Raw genomic sequence first — 14,920 nt, 5'->3', positions numbered from 1 at the left:
GACCGTGCCATGTACCAACGCATCCTCGTGCCCATCGACGGCAGCTCCACCGCCAATCGCGCGCTGACCGCGGCCATCGAGCTCGCACAGCAATCCGGCGCGCGCCTGCGCGTCGTGTACGTGCTCGAAGCGTCGTTCTACCTGGGCGGCTACGACATGTACGGCAGCTACACCGACGAATTGATCAAGGCGATGCGAACGCTGGGCGACAGCGTCGTCGCCGACGGCCTGGCGATCGCGAAGGCGGCCGGCGTGCAGGCGGACTGCATGGTGTTCGACAAGTTCGGCGAGCGGCTCGGCGACGCGGTCGCGAACGCGGCCAGGCTGTGGAACGCCGACCTCGTCGTCGTCGGCACGCACGGGCGCCGCGGCATCGGCCGCGTGATGCTGGGCAGCGGCGCCGAACAGATCATCCGGATGTCCCCCGTTCCCGTGCTGGTGATCCGCTCGGGCGGGGACGAATCGCAGGACAACCATCACAACCCCAAGGAGCCATCATGAACGACACCACCCACACCCCGTCCCTGCGCGCCGACCAGGAGCGACTCGCCCAGGACCTGCGCGCCGTCGTGCGCGATGCCGAGGAACTGCTGCGCCACGCCGTCGGCGAGGCGGGCCAGGGCTACAGCCAGGCGCGCGAGCGCCTCGAGCGCAGCCTGGGCACCGCGAAATCCGAGATGGCCGCGATCGAAGCCGCCCTGCTGGCCGGGGCGCGCGACGCCGGCCGCACCGCCGACCAGTACGTGAGCCGCCATCCCTGGCAGTCGGTCGGGATCGGCGCGGGCATCGGCCTGCTGGTCGGCATGCTCGTCGCGCGCCGCTGACACCATGGCGTTCGGCGAGTCGCTGTCGCGCCTGGGCGCCGGCGCGGTGCGCATCGTGCGCCAGCGCCTGGAGCTCGCCGCGCTGGATGTCGAAGAGGAGCTGCTGCGGCTCGCCGCCGTGCTGGTGATCGCCATTGCCGGCGTGCTGCTCGCGGTGCTGGCGGCCGCCGCGCTGTCCGGCGCGCTGGTCGTGCTGCTGTGGGGCCGAGCGCCGGTGCTCGCCCTGCTCGGCGTGGGCCTGGCCTTCGCGGCCGCGGCCGCGGCGTGCGCATGGCGCGCCGTCCTCGCGCTGCGCGCGAAACCCCCCTTCCTTCGCGCGACGCTGGACGAGCTTGCGCGGGACAGCGCCGCCATGGAGCCGGCCCCGTGACGCGGCTCTCGCGCATCGCACACCGCCGCGCCGCCCTCGCGGCCGAGTGCGCGCTCGCGCGCGCGGACTTCGGCGCGGCATTCGCGCGCGTGCGTACCGGCGCCACGCTCGCGCTGCTCGCCTGGGCGGGTGCGCGCCTGCTCGCGAAGCGCTCGTGGTGGCAGGCAGCCGCGTTCGCGTTGACCTGCATCAAGGGGATGGGCGCGGCACGCCGCTAACCTGACTGCAGCCTTTTTCAACCGAACGAACGGAGACCTCCATGAAAGTCCTTCTCGCCGCCGACGGCAGCAAATTCACCAAGAAGGCCCTGGCCTTCGTCGTGGCCAACGAATCGCTGCTCGGCGACGACGGCGAGCTGATCGTCCTGCATGTGCAGACGCCGCTTTCGCCGCGCGTCAAGACGATGGTGGGCGCGCAGGCCGTCGCCGACTACCACCGCGACGAATCGGAGAAGGTGCTCGCGCCGATCCGCAAGTTCCTGGACCGCCACGGCCTGCGCTATCGCGCGAACTGGGTCGTCGGCCCCAACGCGTCGGAGATCGTGCGCGCCGCCGGCAAGCAGAAGGCGCAGATGATCGTCATGGGGACGCAGGGGCTCGGCATGCTCGGCCGGGCACTGCTCGGCAGCGTCGCGCAGCGCGTCGTCACCGAATCCGACATCCCCGTGCTGCTCGTCAAGTAAGGCGGGGCGTCCGCCATGAAGCTGCAGTTCCTGGGCGCGACGGACACGGTCACCGGATCGAAGTACCTGGTCGAGCACCGGGGCCGGCGCCTGCTGGTGGACTGCGGCCTCTTCCAGGGCTACAAGCCGCTGCGGCTTCGCAACTGGGAGCCGCTGCCCGTGCCGCCCGCCGACATCGACGCGGTAATCCTCACGCACGCGCACATCGACCACAGCGGCTATGTGCCGCTGCTCGTGAAGAACGGGTTTCGCGGCCAGGTGCACTGCAGCCCCGCGACCTTCGATCTCTGCAAGATCCTGCTGCCGGACTCGGGCTGGCTGCAGGAGGAGGAAGCGGAATTCGCCAACCGGTACAAGCTGTCGAAGCACGCGCCCGCGCTGCCGCTGTACACGCGCGCGGACGCGCAGGCCTGCCTCGCCAGCTTCCGCCCGCAGCCGATGTCGCGCGCGTGGGACGTCCTGCCCGGGCTCGGCGCCTCGATGGAGCGTTCGGGCCACATGGCCGGTTCGTCCTTCGTCAAGCTGCAGGGCGGCGATCGCTCGATCCTCTTCTCGGGCGACATCGGCCGGCCGGACGACCCGGTGCTCAAGCCGCCCGTCGAAATGCGGGGCGCGGATTACCTGGTGGTCGAATCCACCTACGGCGACAGGGAGCATCCGAAGGTGGATCACTTCCTGCACCTGGGCGAGGTGATCCGCCGCACCGCGGCGCGCGGCGGCGTCGTGGTGATTCCCGCGTTCGCGGTGGGCCGCGCGCAGAGCCTGCTCTACTGCATCCAGCAGCTCAAGGCGCGCGGGTCCATTCCCGACGTGCCGGTGTTCCTGAACAGCCCGATGGCCGCGAACGCGATGGAAGCGTACTGGAAGCACGGGGACGAGCTGCGCCTCACGCCCGAGCAGTGCCGCGCCGTCGCGGACACCGCGCACATCGTGCAGACGCCGCAGGAGTCCGAGCGGCTGAACGGCCGGAAGGGCCCGATGGTGATCATCGCCGCGAGCGGCATGGCGACCGGCGGGCGTGTGGTCCACCACATCAAGGCCTTCGCGCCGGACAAGCGCAACACCCTCCTCTTCGCGGGCTACCAGGCCGGCGGCACGCGCGGCGCGTCCATCGTCGGCGGCGCGCACACCGTGCGCATCCACGGCATCGACGTGCCCATCCGCGCGGAGGTGGTGCAGCTGGACGACCTGTCGGCGCATGCGGACGCCGGCGAGATCCTCGACTGGTTGCGGCATTTCGACGCCGCGCCGCGCAAGACATTCATCACGCACGGCGAGCCGGCGGCGGCGGATGCGATGAGGCAGCGCATCGAGCGCAGCCTCCACTGGGACTGCCACCTGCCCTACTACCTCGAATCGGTCGAGCTCGACTGAGCGCCTCGCAAGGCCCGCCCGCCCTAGGCGCAAGGCTGCTTGCGGCGCAGGGTGCCGGTGAGCGTGGTTCCCGGCGAAACGGTGTTGAAGACGGTGCCGAACTTCTTCACGTTGTCGTGCAGCAGATCGAGGCGCCGATCGGGCTCGTCGGTGTCGATCACGATCTCGTAGGCGATGGACTCCATGCGCGGCGGCACGTCGCGCCGTACGCCATGGACGTGCACCCGCACGTCCCGCAGGCTGAACTTGAGGATGGGCACGACCCGTTCGATGCCCTTGATGATGCAGGCCGAGAGCGCGGCCAGCAGCAGCTCCGCCGGGTTGAACGCGCCGGGATTGCCCGCGAGGTCGGTGTCGAGCGCGATCACGGCCTCCTTGCACCGTGCTTCGCTGCCGTGGGCGTCCACGCGGCGCGCCGTGACCTCGAATTCGAGCCGGCCCATGGTCAAGCCCTGCCCGCAGGCTGGCGCCGGACCCCGGCGCCCTCGCCCGCCCGGCCGACGCGCTGCGTGCCGGGCGTGAGACGATAGATCGTGTTGTCCAGGTAGCGGGCCACGTCGGTGATGTCCGCGTCGTCCCACCGCAGACCGGCGTTCGCCTGCCAGAAACGCACCTTGGCGCGCAGGCCGGCCCAGTCGCGCACCTGCTTGCCGTCGCGCCAGTGGATCTGCGACGTGTGGCACTCGATGCAGTGATTGTTGTACAGCAGCTCGCCGCGCGAGGGCGCCGCGGGCGCCTGGGCTTGCGCCGGTGCGGCGCAGGCCAGCGCCGCAAGCAAAAGTGCGAGCGGTCGGGCGCGTCTGCGGAGGTTCGTCACGCCGCCAGCCTCCCCGCCATGTTCGCGCACTGCACCAAGGCGTGCGAGGGATACGCATCCACGGCGCGCCTCGCCGATGCAGGGGCCTGGCTGCCCGTGACGCGCCGGTAGAACCCCCTCACCAGGTCATAACATTCGCAGCTGTGCTCCACGAGCTGCGCGCGATCGAGCACCGTGATATGGCCGCGCGAATAGGCGATGGCGCCGGCCCGCTGCAGCTTGAGCGCCTCGCTCGTGACGCTCTCGCGACGCACGCCGAGCAGACCGGCGAGCTGCTCCTGCGTGGTCCACAGGTGGCCGTCCGGCCGGCAATCCATCCCATGCAGCAGGCGCCGCGCCAGGCGCTGCTCCGTCGTGTGGTGGCGGCCGCACATGACGCTCTGGGCGAGTTCCGCGACGCGGGCCATCGCATAGCGCAGGAACAGACGCGTGACCGCGGGTGAACTCGCGAATTCTTCCTGCACCCAAGCGGGGCGCACGCGAAAGGCACGCCCGGCCGCCTGCACCACGGCGCGGCTCGTCGATGCGCCGTTGTCCATGAACAGCGCGATGCCGACCATGCCCTCGCGGCCCACCGCGCACACCTCGTCGCAGCGGCCGTCGTGTGTCGGCACCAGCAGGGAAACGATGGCGTCCACCGGGAAGTAGGCCCACCTGGGCACCTGGCCCATTTCATGCAAACGCTCGCCGACCCGCAGGTCCACCGGATCGATCTGCCCCCGCCAGCGCTCGGCGTCGCTTCGCGGAAAGGCCGCCAGCAGCAGGTTCGCCGCGCGGTCGTCGGCGCATGGTGTCAGTGGGGTCATCGGTTGGCTTTCTGCTTTGAGGCTAACCAGTCCGGCGACGGCCGGTTTGATGCTTGTCAACGTTCGGCCTCAAGGCGCGGCGCCGAACAGTGCGCCGACCCCTGCCGTGATGCCCATGGCCAGGGCGCCCCAGAAAGTGACGCGCCACGCGCCTGCGGCGACGCCGGCCCCGCCTGCGCGCGCGGCGACCCCGCCCAGCAGCGCCAGGAAGAACAGCGACATGCCCGAGACCCAGTAGATCAGGCCGCGGCCCGGCGCGAACGCGGCGACGGCCAGCGGCAACGCCGCGCCGACCGCGAAGCTCGCGGCGGAGGCCAGCGCGGCCTGGACGGGACGGGCCGCCATCGTCTCCGAGATTCCGAGCTCGTCGCGCGCGTGCGCGCCCAGCGCGTCGTGGCCGGCCAGCTGCACGGCGACCTGCTGCGCCAGTTCGGGCGTGAGGCCACGCGCGACGTAGATCGCCGCCAGCTCGCGGTGTTCCGCGGCGGGATCCGCCTTCAACTCCGCGCGCTCGCGCGCGAGGTCGGCCTTCTCCGCGTCCGCCTGCGAGTGCACCGACACGTATTCGCCGGCCGCCATCGACATCGCGCCCGCGACGAGCCCCGCGACCCCCGTCATGAGCACCGTGGCGTGGGTGGCACTCGCCGCGGCGATCCCGACCACGAGGCTCGCGGTGGAGACGATCCCGTCATTGGCGCCCAGCACCGCCGCGCGCAACCAGCCGATCCGTTCGGTGCGATGGCGTTCGGTGTGTCGCATGGAAGCCTGCCTGCCCGTGTTCAAGCGGTGATGCCGCACCACGCCGCGATGCGGTGCGACAGGTCGAGCCACAGCGACCAGCCCGCGGCCAGCACCAGGAGCAGGCCGGACACGCGCATCGCCCACTCCTGCATGCGGCCGTCGCCGCGCCCGCGCAGGCGCTCGAGCACGCCCGGCACGATGGCGAGCGATACGCCGCTGCCGATGGCGAACAAGCCCATGGCGAGCGCGCCATCGGCGGCCGTCCCGCTCAGCGACGCGACGAGGAGCGCCGAATACAGCAGGCCGCAGGGCATCAGCGCCCAGAGCACGCCGGCCGTGAAGGCGCCGCCGCGCGCCGCGGCCACGGGCCGCGCGCGCGCCCACACGGCACGGCCGACCGGACCGGCGAAAGACGGTTGGCGCGCAAGCACGAGCAGCGTCGCGCCCCACAGCAGCACGGCCAGGTGGAACAAAGTCCACACGGGGCGCAAGGCCGCCGCCTGCGCCGTGAGCCACGCGAGGCTCTCGACCGCCTGCGCGGCGAGCGCGCCGGCGAGCGAGTAGCCGATGAGGCGCCCCGCCTGGAATTGCCAGAGCGCGGGGGTCGCCGATGACGCGCCCGGCCGCACGACACGGATCACGCCCGAGCACGCCGGACCGCACATCGCCGCACAGTGCGGCCCGCCTGCGAGCCCCATGAGGAGCGCGGTGAGGGCTAGCGTGCCGGACATGGGGGCCTCAGATGATCCGCGAGAACTTCGCGCGGTCGCGGTCGGCCTGCAGGTAGCGGTCAAACACCATCGCGATCGCGCGCACGAGGTACCAGCCCTGCGCCGTCACCTCGATCCCGGCGTCGCCGATCTCGAGCAGGCCCATGTCCTCGAACTCGCGCAGGCGTGCGAGCTCGGCCGCGAAGTAGCTGCGGAAATCCAGCAGCCACGCGGCCTCGATGGACTCGAACACCACCTGGCCCTGGCACATCAGCGCCATGATCACCGCGCGGCGCACGAGGTCGTCGCGCGTGAGCGTGAGGCCGCGCGCCACGGGCAGCCGGCCCTGGTCGAGGTGGTCGTAGTACTCCTCCAGCGTCTTGGCGTTCTGGCTGTAGCTCGCGCCCACCCGGCCGATCGCCGACACTCCGAGGCCGATGAGGTCGCAGTCGGGCTGCGTGCTGTAGCCCTGGAAGTTGCGGTGCAGGCGCCCCTGACGCTTGGCCACCGCCAGCGCGTCACCGGGCAGCGCGAAATGGTCCATGCCGACATAGACGTAGCCCGCATCCTGGAGCGCCTCCAGCGACAGCGCGAGCATGGTGAGCTTGTCCGCGGGCATCGGCATGTCCGCGCTGTGGATGCGGCGCTGCGGCTTGAATCGCTCGGGCAGGTGCGCGTAGCCATAGAGGGCGACGCGATCGGGACGCAGCCGCGTGACCTTCTCCAGCGTCCGCGCGAACGAGCCGGGGGTCTGCCGGGGCAGCCCGTAGATCAGGTCGACGTTGACGGAAGCGAAGCCCACCGCGCGTGCTTCCTCCATCAGGCCGGTGACCATCTCCTCGGGCTGGATGCGGTGCACGGCCTTCTGCACTTCCGCATCGAAGTCCTGAACCCCGAAGCTGATGCGGTTGAAGCCCATGTCGGCGACCGCGCGCAGGCGCGCGCCATCCACCGTGCGCGGGTCGATCTCGATGGAGAACTCCCCGCCGTCCTGCAGGCGGAAATTGCGTCGCAGCATGTCCATGAGGTGGCGCAACTCGGCGTCGGACAGGAAGGTGGGCGTGCCGCCGCCCAGGTGCAGCTGCGAGACCGGTTGTCCCCGGCCGAGCTGCAGCGTGTGCAGGCCGATCTCGCTCTCGAGGTAGCGCAGGTACTCGGCGGCCCGCTCGTGGTGGCGCGTGATGATCTTGTTGCAGGCGCAGAAGTAGCACAGCGATTCGCAGAACGGCAGGTGCACGTAGAGCGACAGCGGCTGCGCAAGGGCTGCGGGGCCCGCGCGGCGCAGGGCCAGGGCTTGGGCATGGTCGGCGGCGCCGAAGGCTTCGACGAAGCGGTCTGCCGTGGGATACGAGGTGTAGCGCGGGCCCGGGACGTCGAAGCGGCGGAGCAGCTCGGTATTCGGAATGTTCATGTTCGGCATGCGGCAGGAAGGCTTCACTGTGCAACGGGCTCGCCGCCCCGGGCTTGACCTTTGTCAATTGCGCGCGCGGCACGCGCCGCAGAATCGGTTGACTCCATGGACCCCGACGCCAAACCCATTCCCATCCAGCCGGTGGACCGGCCCGCCGCGGGCGTCGATGCGATCCGCATCGCCTGCTCGAGCTGCAGCCTGCGCGACCTGTGCATGCCCGTCGGCCTCACCGACGAGGAGATGCATCGCATCGACTCGGTCGTGACGGCGCGGCGCAAGGTCAAGCGGGGCGGCTCGCTCTTTCGCCAGGGCGACCGCTTCGAGTCGCTCTACGCGATCCGCACCGGCTTCTTCAAGACCTGCCTGTCCGCGCCCGGCGGGCGCAACCACGTCACGGGCTTCCAGATGGCCGGCGAGCTGCTGGGCCTCGACGGCATCGTCGGCGAGCAGCACGGCTGCGACGCGGTCGCGCTGGAGGATGCCGAAGTCTGCGTCATGCCCTTCGACCAGCTCGGCGACTTCGCGCGTGAAGTGGAAGCGCTCCAGCGCCACCTGCACCGCGTGCTCAGCCGCGAGATCGTGCGCGAGCACGGCGTGATGCTGCTGCTCGGCGGCATGCGCGCCGAGGAGCGCGTCGCCGCCTTCCTCCTGAACCTGGCGCAGCGGCTGCACGCGCGCGGCTTCTCGCGCACCGAGCTCGTGCTGCGCATGTCGCGCGAGGAAATCGGCAGCTACCTCGGCCTCAAGCTGGAGACGACCAGCCGCGCCTTCTCGAAGCTCGCCGAGGAAGGACTGATCGAGGTGCGGCTGCGCCACGTGCGGATCCTGCAGCCCGAGGCATTGCAGCGCATGGTGGACCATCCGTCGTGGCGTTGACGTTCGTCAATGACGCCGGCGCATGAGGCTTCCAGAATCGTTTCGACGAGGCCCATCATGAACAGATTCACTCCCGCGTTGACCGACGCATTCGACAAACTCCTGGCGACGCGCGAACGCGAACTCTGCGCACTGCTCGCGGCGCGCGACGAGGTGCTCGGCACCGACGCCGTGCCCCGCGGCGAAGTGAGCGACTTCAAGGACGCGGCCGGCGAGCAATCGCTGACCGAGGTCGACGCGGCGCAGGCCGAGCAGGCCGCGATGGAACTCGAACAGGTGCTGGCCGCGCGGCGGCGCCTGCAGGACGGCGACTACGGCGTGTGCCTGGAGTGCGGCTCGCCCATCCCGCTGGACCGCCTCAAGGCCATGCCGGCCGCGCCGTACTGCATCGCCTGCCAGTCCCTGCGGGAACTGCGCCACCCCGGACACTGAGGCGGCGCACATGGCGATGAAGGCGACACGGCGCATCCTGGTGATCCAGGGCCACCCCGACCCCGCCGGCGCGCATTTCTGTCACGCACTGGCCGCCTCCTACGCGCAGGGCGCGCAGGAAGCCGGGCACGACGTGCAGAAGCTCGAAGTGGCCGGGCTGGACTTTCCGCTGCTGCGCACGCAGTACGACTGGGAGACGGGAACGGTGCCCGAGTCCCTGCGCGGTGCGCAGGAAGCGATCCGCCGGGCCGAGCACATCGCGATCTTCTTTCCCCTCTGGCTCGGGGACATGCCCGCGGTGCTGAAGGCCTTCTGGGAGCAGGTGCTGCGACCGGGCTTCGCCTTCACCGCGGGGCCGGGCGGCAACCCGTTCAAGCACAAGGGGCTCACGGGACGCACGGCACGTCTCGTCGTGACGATGGGCATGCCGTCGGCGATCTATCGCCTCTACTTCATGGCGCACAGCGTCAGGTCGCTGGAGCGCAATATCCTCGGCTTCGTCGGCATCGCGCCCGTCGAGGAGACGCTCGTGGGCAGCGTGCAGTCGCTGGACGACGGGCAGGCGCAGCGCTGGCTCGCGAAACTCCACGCGCTGGGCCGCAAGGCCGCGTGACGCGGCCTCGCGCCTCGCGCTCAGTCCCCCACCTGCTCGCCGGCCGGCTCCGCGGGCGTTCCGAGCAGCACGGTGAGCGCGCACGCCACCGTCGCGATCGCCCAGAAGAGGAAGAAGGCGAGCGTGTAGACGCCCTGGCGCGACGGCAGGTCGCCGGACCAGCGCAACTCGCCCGGATCCACCAGGGCGAAGACAAGCAGCTCGAGCAGGCACGCGGCGAGGAAGCCGGGCCACGCGATGCGCATCCACTGGCCGCGCCACATGCTCATCGCTCCTTCGCCGGGGTCGCGGCGTGGTTGCGCCCCTGCAGCGCCGGCATGAGCGCCTTGTCGGCCGGCGCGGGGCGCGACAGTTGCAGGCCGCGGCGGTAGTAGTCCTCGGCCAGCACGGGGTCGGCGCTGCGCATCGCGATCCAGGCGGTCGCGAGCGCGGCCACCACCACCGCGGCGGGCCCCGCGATGACCAGCCAGACGTGGCCGTAGGTCCACCAGGGCGCGTTCGACTCGTCCGCTTCGGTCTTCATGGCTGTCTCCTTCAACGCGGCACCAGGAATGCCGACTTCTCGCTCACGTGGTCGGCGCCGGACGCGGCGGCCACCTCGAAATGGATGGGGTGCGAGCCGGGCGGCGCGCTGCCGTAGGGCACCTGCAGCCGCACCGCGACCCAGCGCGATTCGGCGGGCCCGACCTCGACCGAAGGCTCGGAGGCGACGGCCAGGCCGGGCAGGCCGCCCGCGGAGATGGTGTAGCGCTGCGGCTGCTCGGTCGCGTTCATCACCTGCAGCCGGTACACGTTCTCCAGCCTGCCGCCCGCGACGATGCGCGACAGCGCGCCGCGGTCGCGCACCACGTCCACGCGCAGCGGCGTGCGCATGGCCAGGCTCCAGAGAACCGCGATGCAGAGCGCGACCAGGATGGTGGTGTACACGAGCACGCGCGGCCGGAGCACCCGCCGCAGGATCGCGCGCTGGTCCCAGTGCCCGGCGAGCGCGTTCTGCGTGGTGAAGCGGATGAGGCCGCGCTCGTAGCCCATCTTGTCCATGACGCCGTTGCACACGTCCACGCAGCCGCCGCAGCCGATGCATTCGTACTGCAGCCCCTTGCGGATGTCGATGCCAGTCGGGCACACGTGCACGCACAGGTCGCAATCCACGCAGGCGCCGAGCGCGAGCGTGGACAGGTCCGCCTTGCGCGAGCGCGAGCCGCGCGGCTCCCCGCGCGCGGCGTCGTAGCTCACGATCAGCGTGTCCTTGTCGAACATCGCGCTCTGGAAGCGCGCGTAGGGGCACATGTACTTGCACACCTGCTCGCGCAGGAAGCCGGCGTTGCCGTAGGTGGCGAAGCCGTAGAAGAAGACCCAGAACACTTCCCAGGAGCCCATGCGCGTCTGCAGGAATTCCAGGCCCAGCTCGCGGATCGGCGTGAAGTAGCCGACGAAGGTGAAGCCCGTCCACATCGCCAGGCCGATCCACAGGATGTGCTTGAACCACTTCCTGACGAATTTCTCCAGGGTCATGGGCCCGGCATCGAGCTTCATCCTCACCGTGCGGTCGCCTTCGACCTTGCGCTCGATCCACAGGAACATCTCCGTGTAGACGGTCTGCGGGCAGGTGAAGCCGCACCACAGCCGACCCGCCACCGCGGTGAAGAGGAAGAGCGACAGCGCGCTGATGACGAGGATGGCCGTGAGGTAGATGAAGTCCTGCGGGTACAGCACGTAGCCGAGGATGTAGAAGCGCCGCGCGCCCAGGTCGAACAGCACGGCCTGGCGCTGGCCCCACTCGAGCCACGGCAGGCCGTAGAACACGAGCTGGGTGAGCCAGACGAAGGCCCAGCGCCAGCGCGCGAAGCGGCCCGTGACCTTGCGGGGATAGATTTTCTTCTGCGCTTCGTAGAGCGAGCCGTCGCCGGCGTCGCCCAGGAAGGGAACGATGGGAATGACTTTCACGCCGCCATGATGGGGCGGCGCATTGCGCACGCGGTTGATGCAGGTCAACCGCGGGCCAGTCAGGCCGACATCATGGCTTCCAGCGCGGCCTGGTCGGGCCCCACGAACGCCGGCACGTCGGCGGAGTCGCGCAGCGAGCGCAGCAGCCGCTGCGTGATGCCGGACGCGGGCGGCAGGTGGGAGCCGAGGATGACGTCCGGGCGCAGCGCGTCGACCTCGCCGAGGGCGCGATCGAACTTGGAGCGGTCCACCCGGCCGAGCCAGTGCTGGTCGACACTGGTCCACAGCGCCATCCCTTCGGCCAGCGAGCCGGCGGGGATCGCCGCGGCGCTTTCGGAGGGCTCCTGGTGGATGGCGCCGAACGCGTCGACGCAGAAGAAGGCGCGCGTGCGCTCGTCGAAGAGCGCGGTGGTCTCCGGCGCGTCCCAGCTCGGCGGGCGCAGCGCACGCAGCTTGCGGTCGCCCACGTCCAGGGCCTGGCCGGGGTTGAGCAGGTAGGCGCGATCCTGCGGCAGGCCCAGGAGGCCCATCTTGCCCATGCCCAGGTAATTGGTCACGACGCGCGCCTTCGGCGCGAGTTCGAGCACCGCGGCCAGGTTGCCGATGTGGTCGGCGTCCATGTGCGGGATCCAGATCCAGCGCAGGTCGGCCGGGTCCACGGCCTCGCCGAGGGCCGCGAGGAAATCGCCGCGCAGGCCGGCCACGCCGGTGTCCACCAGCACGGGCTGGGCCGAGCGGATGACGAAGCTGTTGCAGGGGATGAGGCCCAGCCCCGGCAGGGGCAGCCAGGAGGCGATGAGGGAGGTATCCGCGGCGACCGCGCGAGGCGCGTGCAGGACGGGAGCGTGCATGGGGGTTTCCTTTCCGGTGATGTCAATGAGTGAACACCATTGTTCACCGGAATAAGTCTACGGCCGACGCTTCGCCGGCGTCAACATTTCAGTATGCGCATTTGTTCACTCAAAATGCTAAAATTTCAGTAAACAGCTATGAGGAGCGGAATGGAAAAACGAAAGTACACGCAGGTCCGCCGTGCCGAGCAGCAGGACGACACGCGGCGCCGGATCGTGGAGGCGACGATGGCGCTGCACGAGGAGATCGGGCCGCGCCGCACCACGATCAGCGCGATCGCCGAACGCGCCGGCGTCCAGCGGCTCACGGTGTACCGGCACTTCCCCGACGAGGCGGCGGTGATTCACGCCTGCAGCTCGACCTGGTTCGGCCAGAACCCGCCCCCGCCGCTCCCGGCCGAAGGCTCAGGCGGCACCGTCGACGAAGCGCTGCGCGATGCCCTGCAGGCGCTCTACGCCTACCACCGCCGCACGCGGCGCATGTGGGATGCGGTCCTGCGCGACGCGGGCGAAGTGGAGGCGCTGCGCGAACCCCTCGCGCAGGCCGCGGCGTACTTCGCGTCCTATGGCGACGCGCTGCTGCGCAAGCTGCATCCCCGAGGCGAACCCGGCCGCGAAGCGCGCGCGGCCGTCGCGCTGGCGGTGAATTTCGCCACCTGGTCGACGCTCGCGGACGCGGGGCTGGCGGACAAGGCGATCGCCCGCCTGATGGCGGACTGGCTCGGCGTCGCCTGCGCGCGCTGAGCGCGGTTGCGTCAGGGCTTGCTCACGGGCTTGTTCGAGAAGGCCCACACGTAGGCGGTCAGCACGTGGATCTGCGCTTCGGTGAGCTTGCCCGACTGGGCGGGCATGTCGTTGACCTTGCCGTTGTTGATCATCGAGACGATCGCCTGCTCGCCCCAGCCGTGCAGCCACACGTCGTCGGTGAGGTTGGGCGCGCCGATGGCCTGGTTGCCCTTGCCGTCGGCGCCGTGGCAGGCCGCGCACGCCGTGAACTTCGACTTGCCCAGCTGCGCGCGCACCGAGTCGTGCGGGCTGTTCGACAGGCTGAGCACGTAGTTGGCGACGTTCTTCACGTCGTCCGACGAGCCCACCGCGGCCGCCATCGCCGGCATCTGCGCGTGCCGGCCGCCGGTGATCGTTTCCTTGATCTTGTCCGGCGAGCCGCCGTGCAGCCAGTCCGTGTCGGCCAGGTTGGGGAAGCCCTTGCTGCCCCGCGCATCCGAGCCGTGGCACTGCGCGCAGTTGTTCATGAAGAGGCGCTCGCCGATCGCCATGGCATTGGTGTCGCCCGCGAGTTCCTCCGGCTTCCTCGCGGTGAACTGCGCGTAGAGCGGCGCGAGCTCCTTCTCGGCCTGGGCCATCTCGTTCGCGTGTTCGCCGCGCGTGGTCCAGGCGAGCTGGCCCTCGTACGAGCCCAGGCCCGGATAGGCCGCGAGGTAGAGCAGCCCGAACACGATGGTCGCGACGAACAGCCACATCCACCAGCGCGGCATGGGGTTGTCCATCTCGCGCAGGTCTTCGTCCCACACGTGGCCCGTGCTGTTGTCCGCGCGCGGCTGGACCTTCTTGCGCGCCGTGATCCACAGCAGCAGGAGGCACGCGGCCACGCTGACCAGCGTCAGCGCCGCGACGTAGATCGACCAGAAATTGCCGTTGAAATCGCTCATGGCCGCCTCAGTCCTGTTGGAAGGGAATGCGCGCGTCCTCGTCGAATCGCGCGCGGTTGCGATGGGAATAGGCCCAGGCGAGGATGCCCAGGAAGGTCGCGAAGCACAGCAGCGTCGCGAGGATGCGCAAGGTGGTGACGTCCATGGTGTTCTCCGGTGCGCGTCACTTCAGGGCCAGGCCCAGGGACTGCAGGTAGGCCACGAGCGCGTCCATGTCCGTCCTGCCCTTCACCTGCGCGGGCGCCGCGGCGATCTGCGCGTCGGTGTAGGGCACGCCCACGCGGCGCAGCGCGCGCATGTGCGAGGCGATCTCCGTGTCGTCCACCTGGGCCTTCTCGAGCCAGGGGTAGGCGGGCATGTTCGATTCCGGCACGACGTCGCGCGGGTTGTTCAGGTGGATGCGGTGCCAGTCGTCGCTGTACTTGCCGCCCACGCGGTGCAGGTCGGGGCCGGTGCGCTTGCTGCCCCACTGGAACGGGTGGTCGTAGACGAATTCGCCGGCGACGGAGTAGTGGCCGTAGCGCAGGGTCTCGGCGCGGAAGGGCCGGATCATCTGCGAGTGGCAGTTGTAGCAGCCCTCGCGCACGTAGATGTCGCGGCCCGCGAGTTGCAGCGGGGTGAGCGGCACCACGCCGGGCACCGGCTGCGTCGTCGAAGTCTGGAAGAAGAGCGGCACGATCTCCACCAGGCCGCCGACGGCGACCACCAGCAGGATGAGCACGATCATCAGGAAGTTGTTGGTCTCCACCTTCTCGTGGGTGAAGCCGGGGGAAGTCTGCAGTTCGCTCATGGGGTT

Annotated in this window: 23 protein-coding genes; 10 read left to right on the top strand and 13 right to left on the bottom strand. The window is 70.3% G+C overall.

Translation table 11 applies throughout. From position 1 onward, the window contains the following. Positions 1-9 precede the first annotated feature (9 nt). From I5803_RS19430 to I5803_RS19405, 6 genes are read left to right on the top strand one after another with little or no spacing between them, the layout of a single operon-like run. Complete coding sequence (locus I5803_RS19430; RefSeq protein ID WP_196987961.1) at positions 10-501, top strand: universal stress protein; 492 nt, start codon at positions 10-12, stop codon at positions 499-501. After that, positions 498-824: an ElaB/YgaM/YqjD family protein gene (locus tag I5803_RS19425; RefSeq protein WP_196987960.1), complete on the top strand. Its 327-nt coding sequence runs from the start codon at positions 498-500 to the stop codon at positions 822-824. Before I5803_RS19430 ends, I5803_RS19425 begins: the two co-directional genes overlap by 4 nt. A 4-nt stretch (positions 825-828) precedes the next feature. Then, positions 829-1,194 carry a phage holin family protein gene (locus I5803_RS19420; RefSeq protein WP_196987959.1) on the top strand — a complete coding sequence of 122 codons (366 nt, stop codon included), beginning with the start codon at positions 829-831 and terminating at the stop codon, positions 1,192-1,194. Next, positions 1,191-1,412, top strand: coding sequence for a hypothetical protein (locus I5803_RS19415; protein ID WP_196987958.1), 222 nt, complete (start codon positions 1,191-1,193; stop codon positions 1,410-1,412). The genes I5803_RS19420 and I5803_RS19415 overlap by 4 nt, the downstream gene beginning before the upstream one ends. 41 nt (positions 1,413-1,453) lie before the next feature. Continuing rightward, a complete protein-coding gene (locus I5803_RS19410) occupies positions 1,454-1,876 on the top strand; it encodes a universal stress protein (protein WP_196987957.1) in 423 nt (140 codons plus the stop codon). Positions 1,877-1,891: 15 nt separating this feature from the next. After that, entirely contained in the window at positions 1,892-3,250 is a 1,359-nt protein-coding gene (locus I5803_RS19405; protein WP_196987956.1) for an MBL fold metallo-hydrolase RNA specificity domain-containing protein, read from the top strand. A 23-nt stretch (positions 3,251-3,273) separates the two neighbouring features. On the opposite strand, the gene I5803_RS19400 is transcribed toward I5803_RS19405, so the two are convergent. From I5803_RS19400 to hemN, 6 genes are all read right to left on the bottom strand, one after another. Beyond that, the gene (locus tag I5803_RS19400; protein WP_196987955.1) at positions 3,274-3,693 is read right to left on the bottom strand and encodes an OsmC family protein; all 420 of its coding nucleotides are present in this window, start codon (positions 3,691-3,693) and stop codon (positions 3,274-3,276) included. A 2-nt stretch (positions 3,694-3,695) separates the two neighbouring features. Next, positions 3,696-4,028, bottom strand: coding sequence for a cytochrome c (locus I5803_RS19395; protein WP_196987954.1), 333 nt, complete (start codon positions 4,026-4,028; stop codon positions 3,696-3,698). A 35-nt stretch (positions 4,029-4,063) separates the two neighbouring features. Continuing rightward, complete coding sequence (locus I5803_RS19390) at positions 4,064-4,873, bottom strand: Crp/Fnr family transcriptional regulator (protein ID WP_196987953.1); 810 nt, start codon at positions 4,871-4,873, stop codon at positions 4,064-4,066. 69 nt (positions 4,874-4,942) lie between these two features. After that, on the bottom strand, positions 4,943-5,632 hold the full coding sequence (locus I5803_RS19385) for a VIT1/CCC1 transporter family protein (protein ID WP_196987952.1): 690 nt from the start codon (positions 5,630-5,632) through the stop codon (positions 4,943-4,945). 20 nt (positions 5,633-5,652) lie between these two features. Further along, complete coding sequence (locus tag I5803_RS19380; RefSeq protein WP_196987951.1) at positions 5,653-6,345, bottom strand: sulfite exporter TauE/SafE family protein; 693 nt, start codon at positions 6,343-6,345, stop codon at positions 5,653-5,655. A 7-nt stretch (positions 6,346-6,352) separates the two neighbouring features. Further along, positions 6,353-7,735: an oxygen-independent coproporphyrinogen III oxidase gene (gene hemN / locus I5803_RS19375; RefSeq protein WP_196987950.1), complete on the bottom strand. Its 1,383-nt coding sequence runs from the start codon at positions 7,733-7,735 to the stop codon at positions 6,353-6,355. Between the two features lie 213 nt (positions 7,736-7,948). Between hemN and I5803_RS19370 the strand changes: the two genes are divergently transcribed. The 3 genes from I5803_RS19370 to I5803_RS19360 are packed head-to-tail and all read left to right on the top strand — an operon-like array spanning position 7,949 to position 9,656. Beyond that, complete coding sequence (locus I5803_RS19370; RefSeq protein WP_231402938.1) at positions 7,949-8,611, top strand: helix-turn-helix domain-containing protein; 663 nt, start codon at positions 7,949-7,951, stop codon at positions 8,609-8,611. A gap of 57 nt (positions 8,612-8,668) precedes the next feature. After that, on the top strand, positions 8,669-9,043 hold the full coding sequence (locus I5803_RS19365; RefSeq protein WP_196987948.1) for a TraR/DksA family transcriptional regulator: 375 nt from the start codon (positions 8,669-8,671) through the stop codon (positions 9,041-9,043). A 10-nt stretch (positions 9,044-9,053) separates the two neighbouring features. Next, a complete protein-coding gene (locus tag I5803_RS19360) occupies positions 9,054-9,656 on the top strand; it encodes an NAD(P)H-dependent oxidoreductase (RefSeq protein ID WP_231402466.1) in 603 nt (200 codons plus the stop codon). A gap of 20 nt (positions 9,657-9,676) precedes the next feature. Here I5803_RS19360 and I5803_RS19355 read toward each other — a convergent pair whose 3' ends face one another. From I5803_RS19355 to I5803_RS19340, 4 genes are read right to left on the bottom strand one after another with little or no spacing between them, the layout of a single operon-like run. Then, on the bottom strand, positions 9,677-9,925 hold the full coding sequence (locus I5803_RS19355) for a hypothetical protein (RefSeq protein WP_196987947.1): 249 nt from the start codon (positions 9,923-9,925) through the stop codon (positions 9,677-9,679). Then, entirely contained in the window at positions 9,922-10,179 is a 258-nt protein-coding gene (locus I5803_RS19350) for a FixH family protein (RefSeq protein WP_196987946.1), read from the bottom strand. The genes I5803_RS19355 and I5803_RS19350 overlap by 4 nt, the downstream gene beginning before the upstream one ends. Positions 10,180-10,190: 11 nt before the next feature. Beyond that, entirely contained in the window at positions 10,191-11,603 is a 1,413-nt protein-coding gene (gene ccoG, locus I5803_RS19345) for a cytochrome c oxidase accessory protein CcoG (protein WP_354001690.1), read from the bottom strand. A gap of 59 nt (positions 11,604-11,662) precedes the next feature. Next, positions 11,663-12,454, bottom strand: a complete 792-nt coding sequence (locus I5803_RS19340; RefSeq protein WP_196987945.1) for an oxygen-binding di-iron domain-containing protein — start codon at positions 12,452-12,454, stop codon at positions 11,663-11,665. A 150-nt stretch (positions 12,455-12,604) separates the two neighbouring features. On the opposite strand from I5803_RS19340, the gene I5803_RS19335 reads away from it, so the two are divergent. Then, a complete protein-coding gene (locus I5803_RS19335) occupies positions 12,605-13,198 on the top strand; it encodes a TetR/AcrR family transcriptional regulator (RefSeq protein ID WP_196987944.1) in 594 nt (197 codons plus the stop codon). 11 nt (positions 13,199-13,209) lie between these two features. Here the strand turns inward: I5803_RS19335 and ccoP are convergent, their stop codons facing one another. From ccoP to ccoO, 3 genes are read right to left on the bottom strand one after another with little or no spacing between them, the layout of a single operon-like run. Then, positions 13,210-14,124, bottom strand: a complete 915-nt coding sequence (gene ccoP / locus I5803_RS19330) for a cytochrome-c oxidase, cbb3-type subunit III (RefSeq protein WP_196987943.1) — start codon at positions 14,122-14,124, stop codon at positions 13,210-13,212. A 7-nt stretch (positions 14,125-14,131) separates the two neighbouring features. Then, positions 14,132-14,269, bottom strand: a complete 138-nt coding sequence (locus I5803_RS19325) for a cbb3-type cytochrome oxidase subunit 3 (protein ID WP_196987942.1) — start codon at positions 14,267-14,269, stop codon at positions 14,132-14,134. A gap of 18 nt (positions 14,270-14,287) precedes the next feature. After that, positions 14,288-14,914 (bottom strand): cytochrome-c oxidase, cbb3-type subunit II, encoded by a 627-nt coding sequence (gene ccoO, locus I5803_RS19320; RefSeq protein WP_196987941.1) that lies wholly within the window; start codon positions 14,912-14,914, stop codon positions 14,288-14,290. Positions 14,915-14,920 lie beyond the last annotated feature (6 nt).

The organism is Caenimonas aquaedulcis, from assembly GCF_015831345.1.
GTDB classification, from domain to species: Bacteria; Pseudomonadota; Gammaproteobacteria; order Burkholderiales; family Burkholderiaceae_C; genus Ramlibacter; species Ramlibacter aquaedulcis.
Note: the sequence above shows the minus strand (reverse complement) of the source record. Positions and strands in the feature narration are given on the sequence as shown.

Excerpts from the sequence above, each read along its gene's own strand:
- I5803_RS19380 (WP_196987951.1), bottom strand. The coding sequence starts at position 6,345 with ATGTCCGGCACGCTAGCCCTCACCGCGCTCCTCATGGGGCTCGCAGGC.
- hemN (WP_196987950.1), bottom strand. The coding sequence starts at position 7,735 with ATGAACATTCCGAATACCGAGCTGCTCCGCCGCTTCGACGTCCCGGGC.
- I5803_RS19425 (WP_196987960.1), top strand. The coding sequence starts at position 498 with ATGAACGACACCACCCACACCCCGTCCCTGCGCGCCGACCAGGAGCGA.
- I5803_RS19350 (WP_196987946.1), bottom strand. The coding sequence starts at position 10,179 with ATGAAGACCGAAGCGGACGAGTCGAACGCGCCCTGGTGGACCTACGGC.
- I5803_RS19355 (WP_196987947.1), bottom strand. The coding sequence starts at position 9,925 with ATGAGCATGTGGCGCGGCCAGTGGATGCGCATCGCGTGGCCCGGCTTC.
- I5803_RS19360 (WP_231402466.1), top strand. The coding sequence starts at position 9,054 with ATGGCGATGAAGGCGACACGGCGCATCCTGGTGATCCAGGGCCACCCC.
- I5803_RS19340 (WP_196987945.1), bottom strand. The coding sequence starts at position 12,454 with ATGCACGCTCCCGTCCTGCACGCGCCTCGCGCGGTCGCCGCGGATACC.
- I5803_RS19385 (WP_196987952.1), bottom strand. The coding sequence starts at position 5,632 with ATGCGACACACCGAACGCCATCGCACCGAACGGATCGGCTGGTTGCGC.
- I5803_RS19335 (WP_196987944.1), top strand. The coding sequence starts at position 12,605 with ATGGAAAAACGAAAGTACACGCAGGTCCGCCGTGCCGAGCAGCAGGAC.
- I5803_RS19370 (WP_231402938.1), top strand. The coding sequence starts at position 7,949 with ATGCCCGTCGGCCTCACCGACGAGGAGATGCATCGCATCGACTCGGTC.
- I5803_RS19410 (WP_196987957.1), top strand. The coding sequence starts at position 1,454 with ATGAAAGTCCTTCTCGCCGCCGACGGCAGCAAATTCACCAAGAAGGCC.
- I5803_RS19390 (WP_196987953.1), bottom strand. The coding sequence starts at position 4,873 with ATGACCCCACTGACACCATGCGCCGACGACCGCGCGGCGAACCTGCTG.
- I5803_RS19325 (WP_196987942.1), bottom strand. The coding sequence starts at position 14,269 with ATGGACGTCACCACCTTGCGCATCCTCGCGACGCTGCTGTGCTTCGCG.
- ccoO (WP_196987941.1), bottom strand. The coding sequence starts at position 14,914 with ATGAGCGAACTGCAGACTTCCCCCGGCTTCACCCACGAGAAGGTGGAG.
- I5803_RS19365 (WP_196987948.1), top strand. The coding sequence starts at position 8,669 with ATGAACAGATTCACTCCCGCGTTGACCGACGCATTCGACAAACTCCTG.
- I5803_RS19420 (WP_196987959.1), top strand. The coding sequence starts at position 829 with ATGGCGTTCGGCGAGTCGCTGTCGCGCCTGGGCGCCGGCGCGGTGCGC.
- I5803_RS19430 (WP_196987961.1), top strand. The coding sequence starts at position 10 with ATGTACCAACGCATCCTCGTGCCCATCGACGGCAGCTCCACCGCCAAT.
- I5803_RS19400 (WP_196987955.1), bottom strand. The coding sequence starts at position 3,693 with ATGGGCCGGCTCGAATTCGAGGTCACGGCGCGCCGCGTGGACGCCCAC.
- I5803_RS19405 (WP_196987956.1), top strand. The coding sequence starts at position 1,892 with ATGAAGCTGCAGTTCCTGGGCGCGACGGACACGGTCACCGGATCGAAG.
- ccoP (WP_196987943.1), bottom strand. The coding sequence starts at position 14,124 with ATGAGCGATTTCAACGGCAATTTCTGGTCGATCTACGTCGCGGCGCTG.